At 43.3% G+C, this 19,986-nt stretch carries 11 protein-coding genes and 1 pseudogene; 9 read left to right on the top strand and 3 right to left on the bottom strand.

The features are described 5' to 3' along the window. Nucleotides 1-43: 43 nt before the first annotated feature. Both HWQ38_RS33560 and HWQ38_RS33555 read right to left on the bottom strand, forming a co-directional pair. Nucleotides 44-1,825, bottom strand: coding sequence for a M61 family metallopeptidase (locus HWQ38_RS33560; protein WP_292802580.1), 1,782 nt, complete (start codon nt 1,823-1,825; stop codon nt 44-46). 58 nt (nt 1,826-1,883) lie between these two features. After that, nucleotides 1,884-3,479 carry a cellulase family glycosylhydrolase gene (locus tag HWQ38_RS33555; protein WP_292802577.1) on the bottom strand — a complete coding sequence of 532 codons (1,596 nt, stop codon included), beginning with the start codon at nt 3,477-3,479 and terminating at the stop codon, nt 1,884-1,886. Between the two features lie 577 nt (nt 3,480-4,056). Here HWQ38_RS33555 and HWQ38_RS33550 point away from each other — a divergent pair. Then, nucleotides 4,057-4,863: a hypothetical protein gene (locus HWQ38_RS33550; RefSeq protein ID WP_292802574.1), complete on the top strand. Its 807-nt coding sequence runs from the start codon at nt 4,057-4,059 to the stop codon at nt 4,861-4,863. 441 nt (nt 4,864-5,304) lie between these two features. Here the strand turns inward: HWQ38_RS33550 and HWQ38_RS33545 are convergent, their stop codons facing one another. Beyond that, nucleotides 5,305-6,141 carry a hypothetical protein gene (locus HWQ38_RS33545; protein ID WP_292802571.1) on the bottom strand — a complete coding sequence of 279 codons (837 nt, stop codon included), beginning with the start codon at nt 6,139-6,141 and terminating at the stop codon, nt 5,305-5,307. 171 nt (nt 6,142-6,312) lie between these two features. On the opposite strand from HWQ38_RS33545, the gene HWQ38_RS33540 reads away from it, so the two are divergent. From HWQ38_RS33540 to cas8a1, 8 genes and pseudogenes are all read left to right on the top strand, one after another. Further along, nucleotides 6,313-7,968 carry a porin gene (locus HWQ38_RS33540; RefSeq protein WP_292802568.1) on the top strand — a complete coding sequence of 552 codons (1,656 nt, stop codon included), beginning with the start codon at nt 6,313-6,315 and terminating at the stop codon, nt 7,966-7,968. Further along, nucleotides 7,965-10,322, top strand: coding sequence for a tetratricopeptide repeat protein (locus HWQ38_RS33535; RefSeq protein ID WP_292802565.1), 2,358 nt, complete (start codon nt 7,965-7,967; stop codon nt 10,320-10,322). The genes HWQ38_RS33540 and HWQ38_RS33535 overlap by 4 nt, the downstream gene beginning before the upstream one ends. A 117-nt stretch (nt 10,323-10,439) precedes the next feature. Next, nucleotides 10,440-11,705, top strand: a complete 1,266-nt coding sequence (locus tag HWQ38_RS33530; RefSeq protein ID WP_292802563.1) for a glycosyl hydrolase family 8 — start codon at nt 10,440-10,442, stop codon at nt 11,703-11,705. A gap of 446 nt (nt 11,706-12,151) precedes the next feature. Then, nucleotides 12,152-14,473 carry a cellulose biosynthesis cyclic di-GMP-binding regulatory protein BcsB gene (locus HWQ38_RS33525; protein WP_292802560.1) on the top strand — a complete coding sequence of 774 codons (2,322 nt, stop codon included), beginning with the start codon at nt 12,152-12,154 and terminating at the stop codon, nt 14,471-14,473. Between the two features lie 57 nt (nt 14,474-14,530). Beyond that, nucleotides 14,531-17,186, top strand: a pseudogene (gene bcsA, locus HWQ38_RS33520) (UDP-forming cellulose synthase catalytic subunit). A gap of 196 nt (nt 17,187-17,382) precedes the next feature. After that, a complete protein-coding gene (locus HWQ38_RS33515; protein ID WP_292802812.1) occupies nt 17,383-18,333 on the top strand; it encodes a D-2-hydroxyacid dehydrogenase in 951 nt (316 codons plus the stop codon). Nucleotides 18,334-18,826: 493 nt separating this feature from the next. Then, a complete protein-coding gene (gene cas6, locus HWQ38_RS33510) occupies nt 18,827-19,498 on the top strand; it encodes a type I-MYXAN CRISPR-associated protein Cas6/Cmx6 (protein WP_292802557.1) in 672 nt (223 codons plus the stop codon). 2 nt (nt 19,499-19,500) lie between these two features. Next, nucleotides 19,501-19,986 (top strand): type I-MYXAN CRISPR-associated Cas8a1/Cmx1 (cas8a1, locus tag HWQ38_RS33505; protein ID WP_292802554.1); only part of this gene is annotated, 486 nt, incomplete at its 3' end.

The raw sequence follows: 19,986 nt of genomic DNA, 5'->3' as shown, positions 1-19,986 counted from the left end.
TCTCAATGCCCAATGCCCAATGTCCAATGCCCAATGCCCTTTATCAAACAGTTACGATCGCAACCCCAAGCCATCCAGCAAAGTTTTGCTCCTGTGTGGAGTCAGGATGCTCAACAGGTTTTACTTGATATTGAATGGGATGTGGTGAGGCGAGGGTGATGGAATAGGTAAGCAGTTCGTCTTGGTGGAAAACTGTGACTTCGATTGTATCGTTTGTTTGGTAATCTTTCAGGCGATCGCTTAAACTATTCCCCGTTACCTTAATCCCATCAATTGCTAGCAACTCATCACCTGCATCAATTCCCCCTAGTTGTGCAGGTGAACCAGTCTCTACAAACTTAATCATCTCCCGCCCATTTTCTGTATTTATTCTCACACCCAGATAAGGTTCTTCCTGCTGATCTGCTACCAACTGTAAGCCAAAGGGTTCTAAGTACTGATTTAAGGGCAAATCGTCAATGCCATCAATATAGCGTTTAAAGAAATCAGTCAAATCGATTCCGGCAACAGATTCTATAACTTCCTGCAACTGTTCTGGAGTATAGCCAATTTCAGCTTGCCCAAATTGCTGCCACATTTTCTGCATTACGTCATCGAGCGATCGCTGATTGTCGTGAGTAGAGCGAATCAGTAAATCCAGCAACAACGATACCATTTCTCCTTTTAAATAGTAGGAAATTTGGGAATTACCGCTATTGGCATCCGGGCGATAGAGTTTTATCCAGGCATCAAAACTCGACTCAGAAACCGATTGTACTTTCCGCCCCGGTGTCATTTGATATCTAGTAATTTCTTTGCCCAAGTTATTCAAATACGACTTAACATTATAAATTCCTGCCCGCAAAGGAATTAACAAGTCGTAATAACTAGTAGTCCCCTCACAAAACCACAATGATGGTGTGTAATTTTCTTGGTCGTAATCAAAAACCTCTAATGCTTTTGGGCGAATTCGCTTGACATTCCACAAGTGAAAGAACTCGTGTGCTACCAATTGGATAAAGCGATCGTACTTATCCTGAGCGCGAAATCCAAAACGCTGGTAAATTAAAGAGCAAGAGTTTTTATGCTCCAAACCGCCAAAAGCCTGGCTAAATAAATGTAGTAAAAACACGTATCGTTCATAGGGCAAACCCCCGAACATCTGCGCTTCTACCTGAACAATTTTTTGGATATCAGCAATCATCTGCTGGGCTTGGAAATTTCCCTGTCCCCAGATTGCTAGTTCGTGGGGTTTTCCCAAAACCTCAAATTTATACAATTGGTGGCTACCAATCTCAAAGGGAGTATCCACCAGAGTATCAAAATCGCTAGCCAAGAAAGTATTCGTTTCCTCAGCAACGGGTGGTAGGGCAGTAGTTACCTGCCATTCCGGGTGTGGTGGTACGATAGTGACGCGAATCGGTTGGTTCTCCCAGCCTGGTATTCTAAAAAATAGTGCCGCACCGTTAAAATAACCGTGGCTTCGATCTAAGTGATTTGTCCGTACCGAAAGCTCATTCGCAAAAACGCGATAACGTAGAGTTAATTCTGAAACACCTATTTTGTCTACCTGCCAGTGATTTTTGCTGATCTTCCGCCAAGGTAAAGCCTTATCCTCGGCAAAAGCCGCAAAATTTTGTAAATTCTTGGCATATTCCCGGACTAAGTAGGAACCGGGTGTCCACACCGGCAATTTTAAATCGAGAATCGCCGAAGGATAATCAGCAAGGCGTAAAGTCACCTCAAACAGATGGGTTTCTGGTTGGGGCATTGCCACTAGGTAATGAATCGTTGGCCCGGTTTCGTGGACGTAGATATTGGGACGAGTTGCTGTTGCTTCAGTCATCTTGTGTGCAGAGTTAATAGTCGATAGGTGATTTTTCCCATCATGACAAATTCGGCTTTTAACTTTTGACTTTTATTTGCTGTGGCTGGTAGTCAGAACCAAGTTTATTGGCACAAAAGCCGATATCCCGTACTTGATTTGGTTCAATTGTTTTTCCCCAGACCAAAGGAGTCACTACATACTGTATCGCTCCTTGCCGCTTAAAATCTGCGTTCCAAGAATTATTAATCGTAGCTTGGTTCATATTAAATGCCAGTTGCCAATTACTAACCATGGTATTACCCTGATTTGTAATTTTGAAACTGATACAAAATCCAGTTTCCCAGTTGGAATTGATGTCAGTAGTCACTTTTAGTTGGACAGTACTAGTCGGAGTTGGGGAAACAGAAGGAGTCGGAGTTGGGGAAACAGGAGGATTACTCGGTTGGTTTGGCGGTTGAACTTGTACAGGTGAGAGCAGTTGGGATAGTAATTGCTGCTTGGGTAGATCAACAGTTTGCCAATCATCTAGTAAAATTCCGCCCGTATCACTACTATCAGGATTCCAACTCCAGTAAGTAAAACTCAAGTTATTTTTTTGAATGTATTTCACCAATTCATTTTGCCAAATTCCTTCTTTGGAATTTAAGTCTACTTTCCGTCCCCCAAACTCCCCAATTAAGATGGGAGCAATATTCTCACTAGCGATATAGTTAAATCCTATTTGCCAGCGTTCAATCAGATTTTTAGGAAAGTTAGAGGCAGAAAAGTAGGGCTGATTGTACACCCCAGCGCCGTACTCATGAGGAGAATAGACTAGTTTGTGAGAACGAGATAAACGTACTGGGTAACGCTTTACACCTTCTAAATTCCCACCATGCCAATGCTCTAGCAATTTTTGACCGGGGACATTCTTTTCTACTCCTTCAACGACAATCAGCCAATTAGGGTTGACACTGAGAATAGCATTGCCTGCGCGTTCTGCTGCTAGTCGCCAGTCAGTATTGATGTTGTTATCACCCCAGCTAGCTTTCCCGTGAGGTTCGTTTTTTAAGTCTGCGCCGATGACGTTAACTTGATTTTTGTATCTGATGGCTAACATTTTCCAGGTATCAATCCAGTCTGCTTCGGTAAACCCATCTCCATACCATAATTCTGGAATTTGCTGGTCGTTGAGGCGATGGCTGTCGAGTAGGGTTAGTAATCCTTGGCGTCCTGCTTCTTGAATAACTAAGTCCATTACCTCTAAGGGGGTTTTACCTTGGAGTTCTATGTTGCTGCCAATTCCAAAGTCAATGCCACTTACATTAGGCGATCGCAATCCTGCCACAGAATAAGGCAATCGGATGAGATTATATCCCAAGCTTTTAATCTGCGCCAGCATTTCTTTATAATCTCGTTTCCATAAACCATGAGGGGCATGTGTATCAGTTTCCATACCAAACCAGTTAACACCTCTGGGCAATACAGCCTTGCCTTTCGCATCCACAATTGTTCTACCAATCGTTGAAAGTGGTAGCTCTATTGGCGTCGCAGCCCTAGAAGCATCTAGCTGGATATTAACAGGTGCTTTAGTCAAAATTATGACTAAAAATACCACTAAGCTTAAGGAAAATATCAGGAATTGCTTGTGTAACCTGAATGTTCTTGGTTTACTTTTTGAGATCGATCGCATAATTTTATTACCTTTCTTGGAGATCAATTTCTCAGCTTAATTACTTAAAAAGAACATATATTGTTCTAACAGCAGATTTATGCCATTTTCAGTATCTTTACTTAAAAATTATTTTGAGGTATCTGACCATTTCATTGAGCATAAATTTTCGCACTCTGATTCCATGCATTTATTCGACAGCTTTTTAGTTACTAAATTAATATTCCGTACATTTAACCATTCTACTAATCTTAGATCAATATTTAGCTACTATTGTTTCTGTATCCGCAAAAATTAGATCATTGAAGTCAAAAGCGCTAAAACCTTTGAGTGGTAGTATATAGAAATTTATATCTATATTTTTCCCTCCCCTGGATCTAATCTACGATAGTTAGTTAATTTACATAAAATTTACGGTATTTAGTGAGGTCTTCATCAATTGTCTATTGAAACTATCTCGGATAGAGGATAATTTGGATACTAACGCAGTACACATACTGACTGACCGTGAAAACTCTATATAAGCTAGATGTTAGAAGCGGTAATTATATCTGCTGCGATATACCCATTGTCTTTTATTTAACAAAAGCTTCTAAATATGACACTTTCTGCACTGCAAAAATTTTTACTACCACCTGCAATCGCTTCTCTAAGTGTATTTTCTTTAATGTCATTCCCGCTTGCGACACTAGGCGATAAACAAATTGCCATCAAATTCCAGGAAGAACCTATTTTTTCCGGCAAACTTAGAGATATTGCTATTCCTTACGTAATTTTTGCAACTGCACTTAGTATAGGGTCTGGAATTTTAGCACTTGCTTTGTGTGGTTGGCGAAATTCCTCCTCTAAATCAGCGAAAATTCAGCAGGAATTATCTAATCTAGACCAACACCTACAACAAAAAGAAGCATTACTAAAAGAATGGCAAGTTTCTGAGCCTCGGCTGCAAATTTCTGGATTGAACGCTTTTTTAGATGACGAAGTGCCTTTTGATCAAGCTTTCAGTTCAAAAAGCTCTGCAATAACTGCATCTCAACCTATTGAAGCGCAAACCCCGACACCGATGTACGCACAGCCAGTAAATCCTGTAGCAAAGGTTGCAACTCAAAAAAATACCACTACGATGATGACAAATGTTGCTAGTACTTCTGCCTTTGCATCCGCCCAAGTTTTCCTTGGCTATGCTCAAGAAAATCCGAATAACATCAAAGAAATTGCTGCTACTGATGAAGTGAATCAAACAGCAATTATGCCATCAGAATTTGAAGAGTTGCAAAAACAAATTAAAGAGATGATGTTACAGATGCAGACAATGCAGAAGAATTTGCAAGTAACGCCCCAAGCAACAACTGCTGAGGTAGAATCTCCACCTAAATTTCAGATATACTATAATACTGTTCTTTGAAATCTAGGGACTGACAACAAATAAATTACCCAATCTTGTGGCGTGGGCTGAAAAGCCCGCCTTTGTATACGAGACCTCGTGTCGCCCACCCCACAAGAAGTAGTTGAGTATTTTAGATAGCAGGACTTTAGGTATGAATTTCCTCAGGGCTTCTTTCGTGAAGCAAGAACTTTTTTCTAAAGACAATGCTCACTGAATTGGCGGTTGTTGGGTAATTAATTATCTCGATGCCAGCGCTCATATTGAGGCTGGTATTCCAGTTTTTATCTATCAAACATAGAGGGATGGAGGGCTACATAACCCCATGCTCAATAAACCTCTTGCAAAAGTCCCTAACACCCCACCCCCAGCCCCTCCCCGCGTGCGGGGAGGGGAGAATTTGACGTAAGTCAAAGGCGGGGTGGGGTTCTTTTTTTGATTTATGCAAGAAGTCTAATATTCTCACCTGAGAAACTCTGGAGGAGTCACAGAGGCATTCGTCTGCCTATTTTTAGCCGGTGGAAGTAAGGTAGTTTTAGAAACTATGGATTGTGGCGGAATTTGATATCGGTTTCCCCATCCACCATTCAAGTCTTCCGGTTGCGGACGAGGTGGTATTGTTTTCCCTGTAGGTAGGGGTATTGTTAAGATTTGGCTAACTTGTAAATATTTTTCACCTTCATTAGTAAAGCGAATCAACTTGCTTTCAAGCTTTTCAAGCTGTTGATTTTCTGACTTTAACTTTTGAGAGTTTTGATTATCTGACTGTTCCCACTGACTCGCAGGATCGAAAATAGCTACAAATTTAACATCACCTTCTGGAAACAGTCGTATTTGTGCTGGATTTACTTGCCAGACTTCCTGGAAACTGCCATTGGGTGAAACTTGCCACAGATTCAGCGCAGCCTCCCATTGTCCCTGTTTCACTTCCACAATTTGACGAGCCAGAATTGAACGGTTAGTATTCGTGTCTGAGTTGAGCAAAGCTTCTGCTTGTCCTGATACTGGACGCAAATAGCGCACAGCGGCCACTGTAATCTTGCTAGACTCAGGCAAATTGCTACTACCGACTACGTTGTATACGCCTTTACTTGATATAGGTTGGACATTTAGAATTTGTATCTCCACCTTTTCTTGTGCTTTTTGAACACAGCCATAACTAGCAGCTAAAAGCATTAGGCAAATGGCTACCTGGAGATTAGCAGGAAATAAAGCTTTAGATTTGGGAATAATAGTCTTTAAATCAAGGTTTTTCATGACAAAAGGCAGTATTTTTTTGATTTCTTCCAAATAACTCACGTTTTTACCTATGATGCCCAATTTATTTTTATAAATAACAAGTTTTATGACTTTTAATGAAATTAATTGAAAATTGTCAAATTTATGCAACCTAGTGGTTAATACTCATTATATTTGCTAAAGTTGCGACGTTAACTAACATAAATATGTAGTTGTTACCCAACTAGTCTGATGAGGCAAACAGTACTCGATTGCTACAAATTTACTTTTCCAAGTCAGTACCACAAGGTTTATGCACTGCTTTGCACTGTCGCCGTTTCGATTTGCTGGGTACTGGCAGTGAGCGAAAAGTCTTCAGCTCAAGTCAACCCATCTCAGCTAGAAGCTAGCGACTACCAATTGGGTTTAGTAAAAACGCTACCAGTGCCCAAATTTGTACAGCAGAAACCAGCCAACAATCTCCAACAACTGGAAAGTGTCTTTATCCAGCAGCAGGTGACTGGAAAAGCCCCAGCAGCACGTAATTCTGTTCTACCAAGAGTGGCAGCAGGTGGGGACACTTCTGACCTAAATTTAGGATTGCAGGGACAGATGAACGGCTTGGAGCCACCAATTAGCTCAGTAGTAGCTCCACTGCCCAACTCGTCTGCAACGCCAGAATCAACTGCACCAGCAGCACCAACTTTTAATCAACTACTCAGTTCTCAAGCAGCTCCCCTGCCGCCACTTCCCAACTTGCCTGGAACGCAAGAATTCACTTCACCAGCAGCACCAACTTTTAATCAACAATTATTCAATCCAGAGGCAAAACCATCAGTCCCTAGTACCACTCCCACTCCCAGCACAGTACTACCAGTTACGCAATCAGTAACTACTCAACAACGCCGTCAGCTTACTAGCAGTAGTTTAAGGCAACCCTCTTTACAATTCCAAGGAGTTTATATCACCCAAGGCAGTGATACCACAGCACGAGCGAGAGTCACGGGAATCTACCCACTTTCTTCCCAAGCTGTGGTTGGGGCAACCCTGGATTTAACCAGCCAAGGCAGCAGCTTAGATGACTCTCGAAACGAAGGTTTGAACATTAACGAGCTTTATTTGGCAACTTCTCTAGCAGGAGTGCCTAATCTACGGTTTGTGATCGGTCAATTAGATTTAACCTCTTATTTCGATCGCAACAGCTTTGCTAAAGATGGGGCTAGTCAATTTTTTAATCCGGTATTTCAAACCAACCCAGCACTGGCAGCAACGGGGATTAGTTCACGCACTAGTTTATTAGTCGATTGGAGTGTCACCGACAATATTGAAGGCAAAGCAGCTGTCTTTTCATCAGCCAACAAAATCGGTGACTTTACTTTAGATGGATTTGCTGGAGAAATCGGCATCCGTTACGGCAATGCAATTATTCGCGGTACTTATACCACCGATCGCGACGCTGGTGTTGGTGATAGTTTCCTTGAAAGCTACAGCATTCCCAGAGGTGACAATCAATTTGGCACTCAGAAAAACGATCGCGAAGAAGCTTATGGACTGAACGCCGAAGTCTTTATTCCCAATCTAAAATTAGGTTTGTTTGGGCGCTATGGTCGCTACGAAAATCGCACTTTAGGAGAGGGTGCAAATACTTACGTCTTGGGAGCGAGTTTATTAGATACGTTTACCCCAGATGACCGACTAGGCGTAGCTTATGGACGCCCTCTTTCTAACGATAGCCTGCGTCGTGGAGACCGTCCCGATGTATTGGAAATGTATTATGATTTTAAATTTCTTGATAATCTGCGGTTAGGCTTCTCGATTCAGGAACGTGATAATTTCTCCGATACAGTCTTCGGGATCAGGGTGAAATCAGAATTTGATCTGACTCCCAGAGGGAGAATTAGTCAATGAGTCAAAACAACATAGATAAAAGGCCAAAGGCAAAAGCTAAAAAAATTAAATATCCTTCTCTTTTTACTTGTTCATTTTTGGTTTTTACTTATTTGGTAACTGTGCCACCTTTGGATAGCATTGCCCCTGCCCAAGCACAGAACTTATCGCCGTCGGCACAAAAGGGTTTTGCATTGTTAAAAAAGGGCTTGATTAATGATGCGATCGCAGCCTTCCAGCAAGCCCTGAAAAGTCAACCGGAATCTTCGCCAGTTAGGTTAGGATTAGCGATCGCTTATCGCAAAGCCGGACGTATTCCCGAAGCTTGGAGTGCTTATCAACAAGTGCTGGCGATAGACTCCAACAACCAACTAGCTTTAAAAACGGTTGGTCTATTGGCAACTTATCGTCCTGAGTGGAACTTAAAAGGAATTGAGGCTCTGACAACTTTATTAGAGTTGAATCCCAATGACTCAGAAGCTCGCGGTTATCGTGCTCTACTCTACTCCTATCAAGGACAATTAAGCGAGTCCCTGGCAGATTACCAAATCGTGTTGAGCAACAACCCGACACCAAAGGCAGTCCTTGATGCAGCTCAAACTTATAGTTACAGTGGGGATTTTCCTAAAGCACTGGAGTTGTTTAACCGCTACCGCACCACTGGCAAAGCGATTACAGGATATACAGCACTAGCCTACGGTCGCACCTTACGAGAAACAGGCAATCCGGCGGGGGCAGTAGAGGTGTTAGAAGCGCAGTTGCAGCGCTCCAAGAGCCTTGACAACATAGCGATTGAAACTCGGAAAGAACTGGCTGTGGCATATCTTGTAAATCAACAACCAGCCCAAGCATTGGCGGTCTTAGATGTATTACAGGGAAGACCAGATGCGATTTTGCCCTTAGCGCGATCGCTCAATGAAATTCGCAAGTACACCAATAACCCCACCCTCACCCAGCAAGTTTTCAATCTCTATCGTCAAGCCCTCCAAACTGATCCTAACCCTTCCCCGAAATTGTTGCGCGAAGTCGCTGATGTCTTTAGTGGGTTCCCCGAAGGACGACAAACAGCACTGCAACTATATCGACGAGTGGCATTAGAATTTCCCAACGATCAAAGTTTGCAGGTACAGCAATTAGCTTTGGAAAATCAGCTAGGTTTACTCGGTAAAAATGACTTGAAACAGCGTTTGGGGACTGTAATCCAATCACTACCGAGCGATCGCGTGCAGTTACAACAGCTAGCTAATGCCTTAGTCAACATTGATGCTCCCGACCCAGAATTTTTACCTGTATACCAAAATATTTTGCAAACAGGGGTCAACGTACCGTTTTTGAATTTCCGGGTGGCGCAAATGTATGTGCAGCGTCAAGACTTGAATGGTGCAAGGCAAGCGTTGGCAGCTTACACAGCCACCCCCGCAGGTGCTAAAGACCTCGCACCCCAGTTACTAGCAGCAGAAATTGAGCGTCGTGAGGGTAGTATCGAAGCTAGTGCCCAGCGTTACGAAGCTGTGCTTGCTAGCAAGCCAAATAGTAGCGATATTATTGATGCTGCTTTGGGCGGACTCGCGGGAGTGCGACTGCAACAAAAGCGTTTTGATCAGGCTGTAACAATTTATGACCAGCTAATAGCTCGCAATCCTCAAAATTTATCGATTCAACTGGGGCGTGCTAGTATCGCCTATCAAGCCAAGCGGATCTCCCAACCAGAAGCAGAGGCAGTTTTAAACAATTGGTTAGCTACACAACCTGCGACCAATACTCCTCCAGAACTATACAGTTTGCTAGGAGCGCTGCCTACAGATCCGCAAAGAGAAGCTTTATATAGTTACCTGCTAGAAGTTGACCCTAGTTCTATACCATTACAACTGCGCCTATTACAGGTGATCGCCAAACGTAATCCAGCCCAAGCACGAGCGCGGATGAAGCAGTTGATTGCTCGCATTCCCAAGACTTCTGACTCATACCAGTTGCAGGCAGAGTTGGCTCGGTCTGTAGGTGACTTGAATTTGGCTAGCAGTAGCTATGAGAATATTTTGGCGCAGCAACCAGATAACATCGATGCTTTAGCGGCTTTGGGCGGAATTCGCTTTGAACAGCGCCGCTTTGAATCGGCACAGGAGATTTATGCTCAAGTGTTGGCACAAAAACCAGAAGACAAAGGCACACGCCACGCCCTGGCTGGATTGAATGCGATTTTAGATCAGCCTTTGACGGCGCTGGCGCAGCTAGAACAATTGGAATTAGAAGCAGCCGAGCAAGGAGGAATTGATCCTGATGCATCGCGGCAAATACAGCAAATCCAAACAGACTTTCTACTCCGACGAGGATTTCAACCCCCTTGGGAAGATTATCAACGTCGTAGCAGGAATTAGCGATCGCTTAAATTTCTTCATGAAAGTTAATTTTCAACAACTACAAGGGAACAATAAGGGCAAGGAGATGGCACTCTCGCCATCAACTAATGTTTTACAAATCAAACTGTTTTTAGGATGTGGCACTTCCCAAAAGTGGCAGCTCTTGCCAGCCTGATTGCTTTATCTGCCTGTGACTCTAGTTACTGGGCAGCAAAACCCCAAACACCGGATAATCGAACTCCGGTGGCAAACCTCCCCACTGAAGGTAGTAGTCAAAATCTCCCTAAATTTTTAGCGGATCTTCCTGAATCCACCCCTAACCGGGAATTACTAGCCCAAAGCTGGGATACCTACCGCCAAAGATTTATTCAGTCAGATGGGCGGGTGATTGATTACCAAGCAAGCGATCGCTCAACTAGTGAAGGTCAAGCCTATGCTTTACTACGAGCAGTGCTGATTAATGATCCGGCAACTTTTGCCCTCACTTTACACTGGTCGGAAAATAACCTCCAGCACCGAGCAGACGGTAAACGCACAGATAGTTTGTGGGCTTGGAAATGGGGACGAAAGGAAGATGGTAACTGGGGTATCATCGACACCAACTTTGCCAGTGATGGAGATATAGATGCGATTACTGCCTTGATTTTGGCATCACGGCGCTGGAATCGACCCGAATACTTGGAACTGGCAGAACTTAAATTGCAAGATTTGTGGAACCTCTCCACCATCTCAGAACCCCAAGGTAAGCGCTACCTGTTACCAGGACCAGTGGCTGCATTTGTCCCGAATGCATCTATTTATTACCTCAATCCCTCTTATTTTGCTCCCTATGCTTTTCGGATCTTTGCACAAGTTGACCCCCAACATGATTGGTTGAGTTTGGTAGATAGCAGCTATCAAGTGCTAGAAAATTCCGCAAAACTTTCTAGCGTGGGTTTACCGAGTGACTGGGTAGCTCTAAATACCAAAACAGGACAATGCCAAACCCTACCAGCATCAAGTACTCTGAAGAGTTTGTATAGCTTTGATGCCTATCGAGTCTGGTGGCGTTTGTCGTTAGATGCTGCTTGGTTTAATTCATCCCAAGCGCAGCGCTATTTAGTGACATCTACTCAGCACCTGCGAAAACTGTGGAGTAAACAATCGAGTTTACCAGCCCGCATTGATCTCCAAGGGAAAGCATTAGTGAATTACGAAGCTACATCCCAATACGCTATGTTGTATGCCGCGATGCAATTGGTAGAACCAGCAACAGCTCAAGAACTGCTTCTGAAAAAAATACTGCCTCAATATAAGCAGGGAGTTTGGGGAGATGAATCGGCTTATTATACCCAGAATTTGGCTTGGTTAGGATTGCTACCTCCAAAGACAATACCCCAACGACTGCTTATCGGCAAATGACATCCTCTGACGCTGAGTTAAAGTACAGGATTCCCAAACTCCTGATTAGTTAAGCAATTCTTTCTTTGCGTCCTTCTCTGCGAGACGCGGCGCGTAGCTTGCTTCTCCGTAGGAGTATGCGGTAGCCTGCGGCAAGCCCTCCGGGTGACGCTCGTGCCTCGCTAACGCTGCGCTAAGTGCGATTCGTTCATGGGGGAAACCACGCCAGATGCTTCAAGTCGGCGGAGCCGACGGCAGTTGCTTCAAGTCGGGAAACCCGCCCAACGCACTGCCTCCCCTGTTCCCGCGCTGCTTCACCACTCCGCGTCTACGTTAAAAAAATTGATTTTGACAAAGAGTTAAGCCTTAACTAAACTGGATTGATTTTTAAGTTCTAAAAGCACCGAATTCGTTCTGGTTTTTACGTAAAAAGCTTGAGTAAATTAACACTAAAATCACGCTCTACCATGAAGCAGTTGTTTCATCTTTCCCAAATTAGTAAAAAAGCAATTATTGTTACTTCCTGCTTTTTTTTGTTCCCTAGTTCATTATTGAGCGCTCAAGCTCAAACCAAAGTAACTTCATTAGCTCAAGCAACGACATCAGAAAGTAGTAGTAAAGCAGACTTAGAAACTGCTAACGCCAAAAAATTGGCAACTTACATCCTAGAATTTAATCGTAGTCCGATTGTGGGCAACCGGATGCGCTTACGTGGGGTTTATTCAGAAGGTCGTCTTGCTTTTACCCGTCCCCGTGGGTGGAAATTAGATCGGGGTAAAGTACAAGCCTTAATCCGCTTTCAACACTCACCATCACTGTATGCCAATCGCTCCAACCTGACCGTGCTACTCAATGGCACCAGTGTTGGTAGCGTACCACTCAATCGCAAAGAGTCCCAAGTAGGTCAAGTACTATTCAATATCCCACCAAAGCTGCTTCAAGACTACAACGAACTCGTATTGGTGGCACAGCAGAATAACACTCTCGAATGTAGCGACCCCAGTAGTCCCGACTTGTGGACAGAGATTCTGCCAGATTCCAAATTAATCTTGAACTATGAACAGCAGTCGATTCCCCTGAATTTCAGCCGCTATCCTTATCCTTTGTTTGACGAACTCGGCTTAGAAACTAACCAAATTGCTTACTTGCAACCGAGTCAAATTGATCAATCCTGGCTGACAGCAGCAGCTCGCTTACAAGCAGGATTGGGAAGAATCGCGGATTTTCGCCCGATTCAGACGAGCTTGGTGTCTAATGTGGCAAATGTGAAAGCAAGCGATCGCTTGGTGATCATTGGCACTCCCACCGAGCAACCAGCCCTAAATACTTGGAAAAATTTACCCCTGAAAGTCGTCAGCAATCAAATTCTGGATCGTGATAACAACCCCGTACCAGATGAAACAGGGGTATTGATGATCACAAAAACTGAAAAGACTGGGGTTCCGGTTTTAATTGCCACTGGCAACAGCACAAAAGCTGTGGAAAAGGCCACCGAATTTTTATCACAGCCAGACTTACGCAAAATGGCAACTGGTCAGGTAGTTTTTGTCAATACCCTCAAGGAAGGTTCGACACCAGGACTGCGCCAGTGGCCTCGTTATTTGCCAGAGCAAAATTCTTTTAAACTCAGCGACATCAAAACTCAGGTAAATGGTGAGCCGTTTAATGATGTCACTGTACGTGGGATGGGGGCACCACCAATTGAAGTTGATTTTCGCGCTTTACCGGATGATCGATTTCTCCGGGGTAGTTCGATGAATCTGATATACAGCTATGGACCTCAGGTTAATCCCCGAACTTCTGCGCTGGAAGTTTTACTGGATGGAGTTTTCATTGGTGGGGCACGTCTTGATTCTGAGTCGGGAGAAAGTCGCAAAAACCTCAAAGTCAATTTGCCGGAAAACTTAATCAAACCTAACTCAAAACTGCAAGTTTTCTTTCGGATGAGTCCCAGAGAACCGTTTGATAAACAGAACTGTCTTCAGCCACCAGATCAACAACTTACAGGTACGGTGCATTCTGATACTAACTTCGATCTGAAGCGGGAGATATCTACACAACTACCAGACTTGAACCTGCTGAAATTCGGTTTTCCCTTTGCCGCACCACAGGATTTGTCTCAGACGGCGATTGTCTTGCCCCAAATACCCTCGAGGACAGATATTTTGACCTTGTTAGCTTTTAGCGAACGCTTAGGCAGGCTCAGTCAAGCAGATACCGTCAAACTAGAAGTTTATACACCAGATGGTTTGCCAACAAAAGTCCGCAAAAATGACCATTTGGTAGGAATTGGAACGCGAGAAGAGTTTCCTTTCCCGGAAGTGTTTAATTCCAGTGGCTTTAACTTGAATCAAGCATTTTCTCGCTCCTCTGCCTATGCTGTGGTTCAGACTCCACAGGATACACAAGGGATGATTAAACAAATTATCTCTCCTTGGAATAGCGATCGCGTCCTTTTAGCTTTAACATCTCAAACCGAAACTGGTTTAGAGCGAGTGCGACAAGTCCTTAATCAAGATCCGTGGTTCTTTCAACTTAAAAAGGATACGGTGCTAATTAGTAGTGATCAAAAAGACTCACTTACTTACGATGCTGATGCCTATCAACTACAGTTTTTTGAAAGCGCCCCGAACACTCGTCGCTGGGAAAATACCACTCCCCTCAGTAAAGCATCACGCTTTTTACAAGAAAATTGGCTATTGGTACCTGTAGGCATTTTGAGTGTTTCCCTAATTCTTTACGGGATTGTTCAGTTGTATCTGAAGCGGCTAACTGCTGACAAAAAGTAGACACTTTCCGTCAGGTATCGCCAATCTTAAATTTAAATTTCCAAATTGAGATCCAAAATGTCTTCTTCCCCCGACACATTGCCCCGGAAATCACGCGATCGCCAGCGCTTAAAATTGAGCAATTGGCTGATTGATATTACTCCCCGATTTTTTGACCACACTCTCCAAAAGGTAGGTGTGAAACAGTTTAAGTGGTTAATCCTGCTCCTATTAGTGCTATCAGTGCCACTGATTATTACTCCGATAGAAGTTTGGCAGCAAGGATTGGTCGCAGTATTTATGGTGCTACTCGGTCAACTGGTGATCCACGCAGAGTTTCAAGAGGACTCTCCAGAAATCAGCCAGTATTACCACTTGTTTTTGGTCTGGCTGAGTATTGTAACAACGTTGCGTTACTTATTCTACCGCACCAGTTATACCCTCAACTTTGATGGTTGGCTCAACAGCATCGCTTGTACGTTGTTGTTTCTCGCCGAACTCTATGCCATCCTCACCTTAGTATTGGCATACTTTCAAACTCTGAAAATTCAAGAACGCCAACCAGTTAATCTCACAAACATTCCTGAACAGGAATGGTTCAAAGTCGATATCTACATCCCCACTTACAACGAAGACGTGGAGATTGTGCGTAAGACTGCCGTCGCAGCCTTGGCTTGTGATTATGCTGCCGATAAAAAAATCGTTTATGTTCTTGATGATGGTCGTCCAGAAAAGTATAAAGAAAACGACCCACGCCGAGAACAGTTTAGCGCCAGACGGGAACTGCTACGGCAAATGTGCGAAGAACTCGGCTGTATACACATGACGCGGGACAGTAATGACCACGCTAAAGCTGGTAATATCAATACCGCCTTTGAAAAAACCGACGGCGATTTAGTGTTGATTTTGGACTGTGACCACATCCCATCGCGGCAAATTCTCCTGCATACAATGGGTTTTTTCTTCGATCCCAAAGTATCCTTTGTCCAAACTCCCCACTGGTTCTATAACCCCGATCCCTTCGAGCGTAATTTAGTCACAAAAGGTAGAATCCCCGCAGGCAATGAACTGTTTTACAAGGTACTGCAAAAAGGTAACGATTTTTGGAATGCCGCCTTTTTCTGCGGTTCGGCAGCATTGATCCGTAAATCCCACGCTTTAGAAGTTGGGGGAATTGCGGTAGAAACAGTGACAGAAGATTGTCACACTGCCTTGCGATTGCATTCGCTGGGTTACAAGTCTGTCTACTACGACAAAATTATGGTGGCTGGTTTAGCACCAGAAACGTTTTCTTCTTATGTGGGGCAACAAGTGCGTTGGGCAAGGGGGATGGCGCAGATTCTGCGATTGGAAAATCCCGTTTTTAATCGGAAGCTGAACCTGACATTTGCCCAGAGGATTTGTTATTTTAGCGCGACTTCCCACTTTCTGTATGGCTATCCTCGACTAACATATGCGATCGCACCGCCGCTATTTTTATTATTTGGCGTTAACTCTGTTCAAGGTTTGGGTTTAGAAACGCTAGCTTATGCCCTACCCCATATTCTCCTCTCCCTTTTTACTAACTACATCATTTACAAAAACGTCCGGTTCTCCTTCTGGAATGAAATTTTTGAATTTGCGATGGCTTTCCAGGCTGGATGGGTGACGATGTTGGCATTGTTTAACCCCAAGCTGGGTTCATTTAACGTTACCGACAAGGGAACATCTATTAGTAAACGCATCTTTGATTGGGAATCAATGCGTGGTCTTTTGGTGGTGACAGGATTTGTAGTCTCTTCCTTACTGGCTGTTCCCTATTGGCTGCTGCTACGTCCTGAAGATTGGCAGGCGGTCTTAGTCAACACCATGTGGTCTATTTTTAATCTGGTTTTACTCTCAGCTGCTTTGCTGGTTGGCTTTGAACAACCGCAAATACGTACTGCCCACCGTTTACAGCGTCGTCTGCCCATTTTAATTACCAGTAACGGTCAGACAATCATGGGCAAAACGGTGAATATTTCCGAAACTGGCGCCTTAATTTCTTTGGAAACCTGGCCCAATTTACTGGATGAAGTAGAAGTTGAGGTGATGGGAGATTATACTGCTAGCGCCTCTTTAACGGCGCAGATTGTCCGAGTCTCCCCTATAAATGACACACAAACGCTTTTGGGTGTTGATTTTGTGAAGCTCAACAGTGCCCAACGCGATGCTTTAACTCTAGTTTTATATTCTGATGTCCGGGAGTGGTATTCTCAGAAAGCCCAGTACGTAGACAAGCCCCTAGCTTCCCTGGGATTTCTAGCCACGAGTTTGACTAGGGCCTTGCATGACCTCAACCAAACTAGTCGTAAAAAGGTACGCAAGCAGGTAAACACGAATAGTCAACTCTACTGGGATGGTAACTTCTTCTTTGGAGTAGCCACAGAACTAGGAACAACGGGTTTGCGCTTGGAAATAGAGGATAAAAAAGCCATGTCTTCTCACAAAATGATTGGACAACAGGATTTGCATACGATGCGAACTGTGAAACCACTGGTTGGTTTACTGTTAAATCAGGATGTCGAAAATTCCTCATCTAACCGATTTGTTGCCGAAATTTATGCAGTCGAAGAACAGGCAAATGGCAAGATTGCGATCGAGTTAATTTTTCCAGAAAAATTCAAGGAACGCCAAGACAGTAAAATTAAACAACTGTTGCAAGTTCTGTAGCAACATTGCTATCAATTTAAGCCAAAACACTTTGAAAATCTAGTTTCCAGATAGAACCTGGAAATGCTCAAATATAGTACCCAGAACCCCGACTTCTCACCAGAAGTCGGGGTTCTATCTTCTGAGCGTTTAGCGAAACCAATGGCATCTTGCCCGCCCCACAAGAATTATGTTTAATTAGGTTATGCAAATTAGATGTTTTTCACCTTAAAATCCAAAATCGAATGGGGGAGTAGCAAATCGTGAAACTAATTTTAGCCGATCATCTGATTGCTAATATTGAGCCACACCTACCATCTGATATAGATGTTGTGGGGGTGGATAGTGAAGGTAATCTTGATGGTGATGCTAGTGATGCAGAAGTTTATCTCAACGGATTTTACCTGAAAACTTCTACCCTTGACAAAGTATTGACGGCAGCACCCGCGCTGCGTTGGCAACAGTCGCCGAGTGCTGGCGTGAATCACATCCTCACGCCAGCTTTTTTGCAAAAGGACATTATCCTCACTAATGCCGCAGGAGTTCACGCAATTCCGATTTCAGAATTTGTACTGGCATTCATGCTCTATCACGCCAAGAATCTGCGGAAATTGCAAACTTTGCAGGATGAACACACTTGGGTAAGAGGAGTGTTTCTCGAAGAGTTGGCAGACGCGACTTTATTAATTCTTGGCACAGGAAATATCGGTCAAGCGATCGCATCTCGTGCCAAAGCCTTTGGAGTTACAGTTTGGGGTAGTCGCCGCCATCCTGAACCCCTACCGAATTTTGACAAAGTTGTGGGTGCCGATGAGTGGCGATCGCTCCTCCCGACAGCCGACTATGTAGTTATTGCTACACCATTAACTATAGAAACTAAAGGCTTGATCGATGAAGCTGCATTGCGCTCTATGCGTCAATCTGCTTACCTAATTAATATTGCTCGTGGTGCAATAGTAGATGAAGTTGCATTGCTCACCGCACTACGTGAGGGATGGATTGCGGGTGCTGGATTAGATACAGTGGCTACAGAACCTCTGCCACAGGAAAGTCCCTTATGGTCGTTGCCAAACGCCTTTATCACACCCCATTGTTCAGCCCTTTCGCCACCGTTGAGAGAGCGCATAGCACAACTATTTATCGACAATCTCAAACGCTACCAAACTGGTCAGCCCTTGCGGAATGTCGTAGACAAACAAGCTGGATACTGAGCAATTAAATAATATTGAGCATTAGGAAGAGACAAGGAAGAAACTTATTCAATGATTCTGTGACTTTACCCATAACTTTGCCGCGAATGGAACCATAACTTTGCCGTCAACAACACTATAACCCTCATTCTTGCGTCAGCTAATTTTGGATGAAATTGACAGTTTGGAACCATAACTTTGCCGCTAGTCCGAATTGGAAGGATAAGCTTGCCGTGAGTCCAATCAAGCATAGAAAGCAGGAAAGCGCCGGATTTTTTTAGAATGGAGCAGAAGCGGTTTATGCTGGTATGGGATAGAAACTTTTGGCTATCCATCTGTTTTGAGTAACTACTGGAGTATTAGAAGATCCTCCTAACCAGTAAGAATATTGCGAACAATAGCCTAAACTGGATTGCCACTCTAACCAAAGTAGTCGGCGATGACAATGAGGACAATTTTGCATAAGAGGATGTTGATGTATTAAACAAACTCTGACATCTCAAAATTTCCATCTATGGCAGTCATATTAATTCACAGTGAGGAATATGTAGACTTAACGTTTAAGCTCAGAGGCGCACCGATTCCTCTTGATAATGGTTATGTTATCTATAGTGCTTTGTCCAGTATTTGTCCTAGCCTTCACGAACTAAAGTCTATTGGGATTCATCCGATTGCTGGAATACCGACCAGGAACAATTTGCTTGAACTCACTGCTCAATCTCGTCTAAAAATTCGGATTTATTATCAACAAATTCCTTTAATTTATCCTTATTTAGCGGGTCAATTCTTTCATATAGGTCAAAACTTTTATCAACTAGATATTCCTGATTACAAACCGTTAATTTCTTCAGAAAGTGTCTATTCCAGATTAGTGATAATTAAAGGGTTTCAAGACTCTAATAATTTTATTGAAGCTGTGCAACGGCAACTGGATAATTTAGGAATACAAGGAAAAATTGAACTTCTCACTCGACAAGATGGAACACCTCAACGAAGACAATTAACCATCAATAAAGAAGGGAAACAGTTTAAAGTTAGAGGATTTGGCGTAAAAATCAGTGAACTCAATCCTGAAGATTCCCTAACCTTGCAAGAACAGGGCATTGGTGGGAAACGAAAGATGATGTGTGGAATATTTGTCCCCGCGACTCGCAGCAAGGAAGAAGAGGAAACCGAGGAAACCTGAACATGGTTGCTACCCAAACCAAAATTTCCCTATCTCTCGATGCTGCGGATACGACAATAATGCACTGCGTCGGTATGACGGGACTTTACATGACTTTAAAGCGATTAGAAAAGCAATATCCCTCATCTCGTCAACGCGGAGGACATATATCATGGTCTTTGACTGCTGATACTATTGAATTATTCTGGCAAGGAAGTGATTTCGTCGCATTATCTTGGTTAATTAAGGAATCTTTTCAATTAGATGATACAGGTTTAATTCATTTAACAGGATTAGACAATGATGGAATAGATTTAAGGCAGAAAATCCATATTCATGAGGGAATATGCGCTGTTTTTCTGCGACTGAATAAGTTTTATCAAGCAGGAAAGATAATTAACACTGAACCAGAAATGTTGAATCCTAATACAAAACTTTACATATTTAATTACAGTAACTCTAAAAAGCCTAAAATAGTCAACATGACATCATCTCCTCAAACCAATGAA

Source organism: Nostoc sp. NMS7, from assembly GCF_017115085.1.
GTDB lineage: Bacteria > Cyanobacteriota > Cyanobacteriia > Cyanobacteriales > Nostocaceae > Nostoc.
Note: the sequence above shows the minus strand (reverse complement) of the source record. Positions and strands in the feature narration are given on the sequence as shown.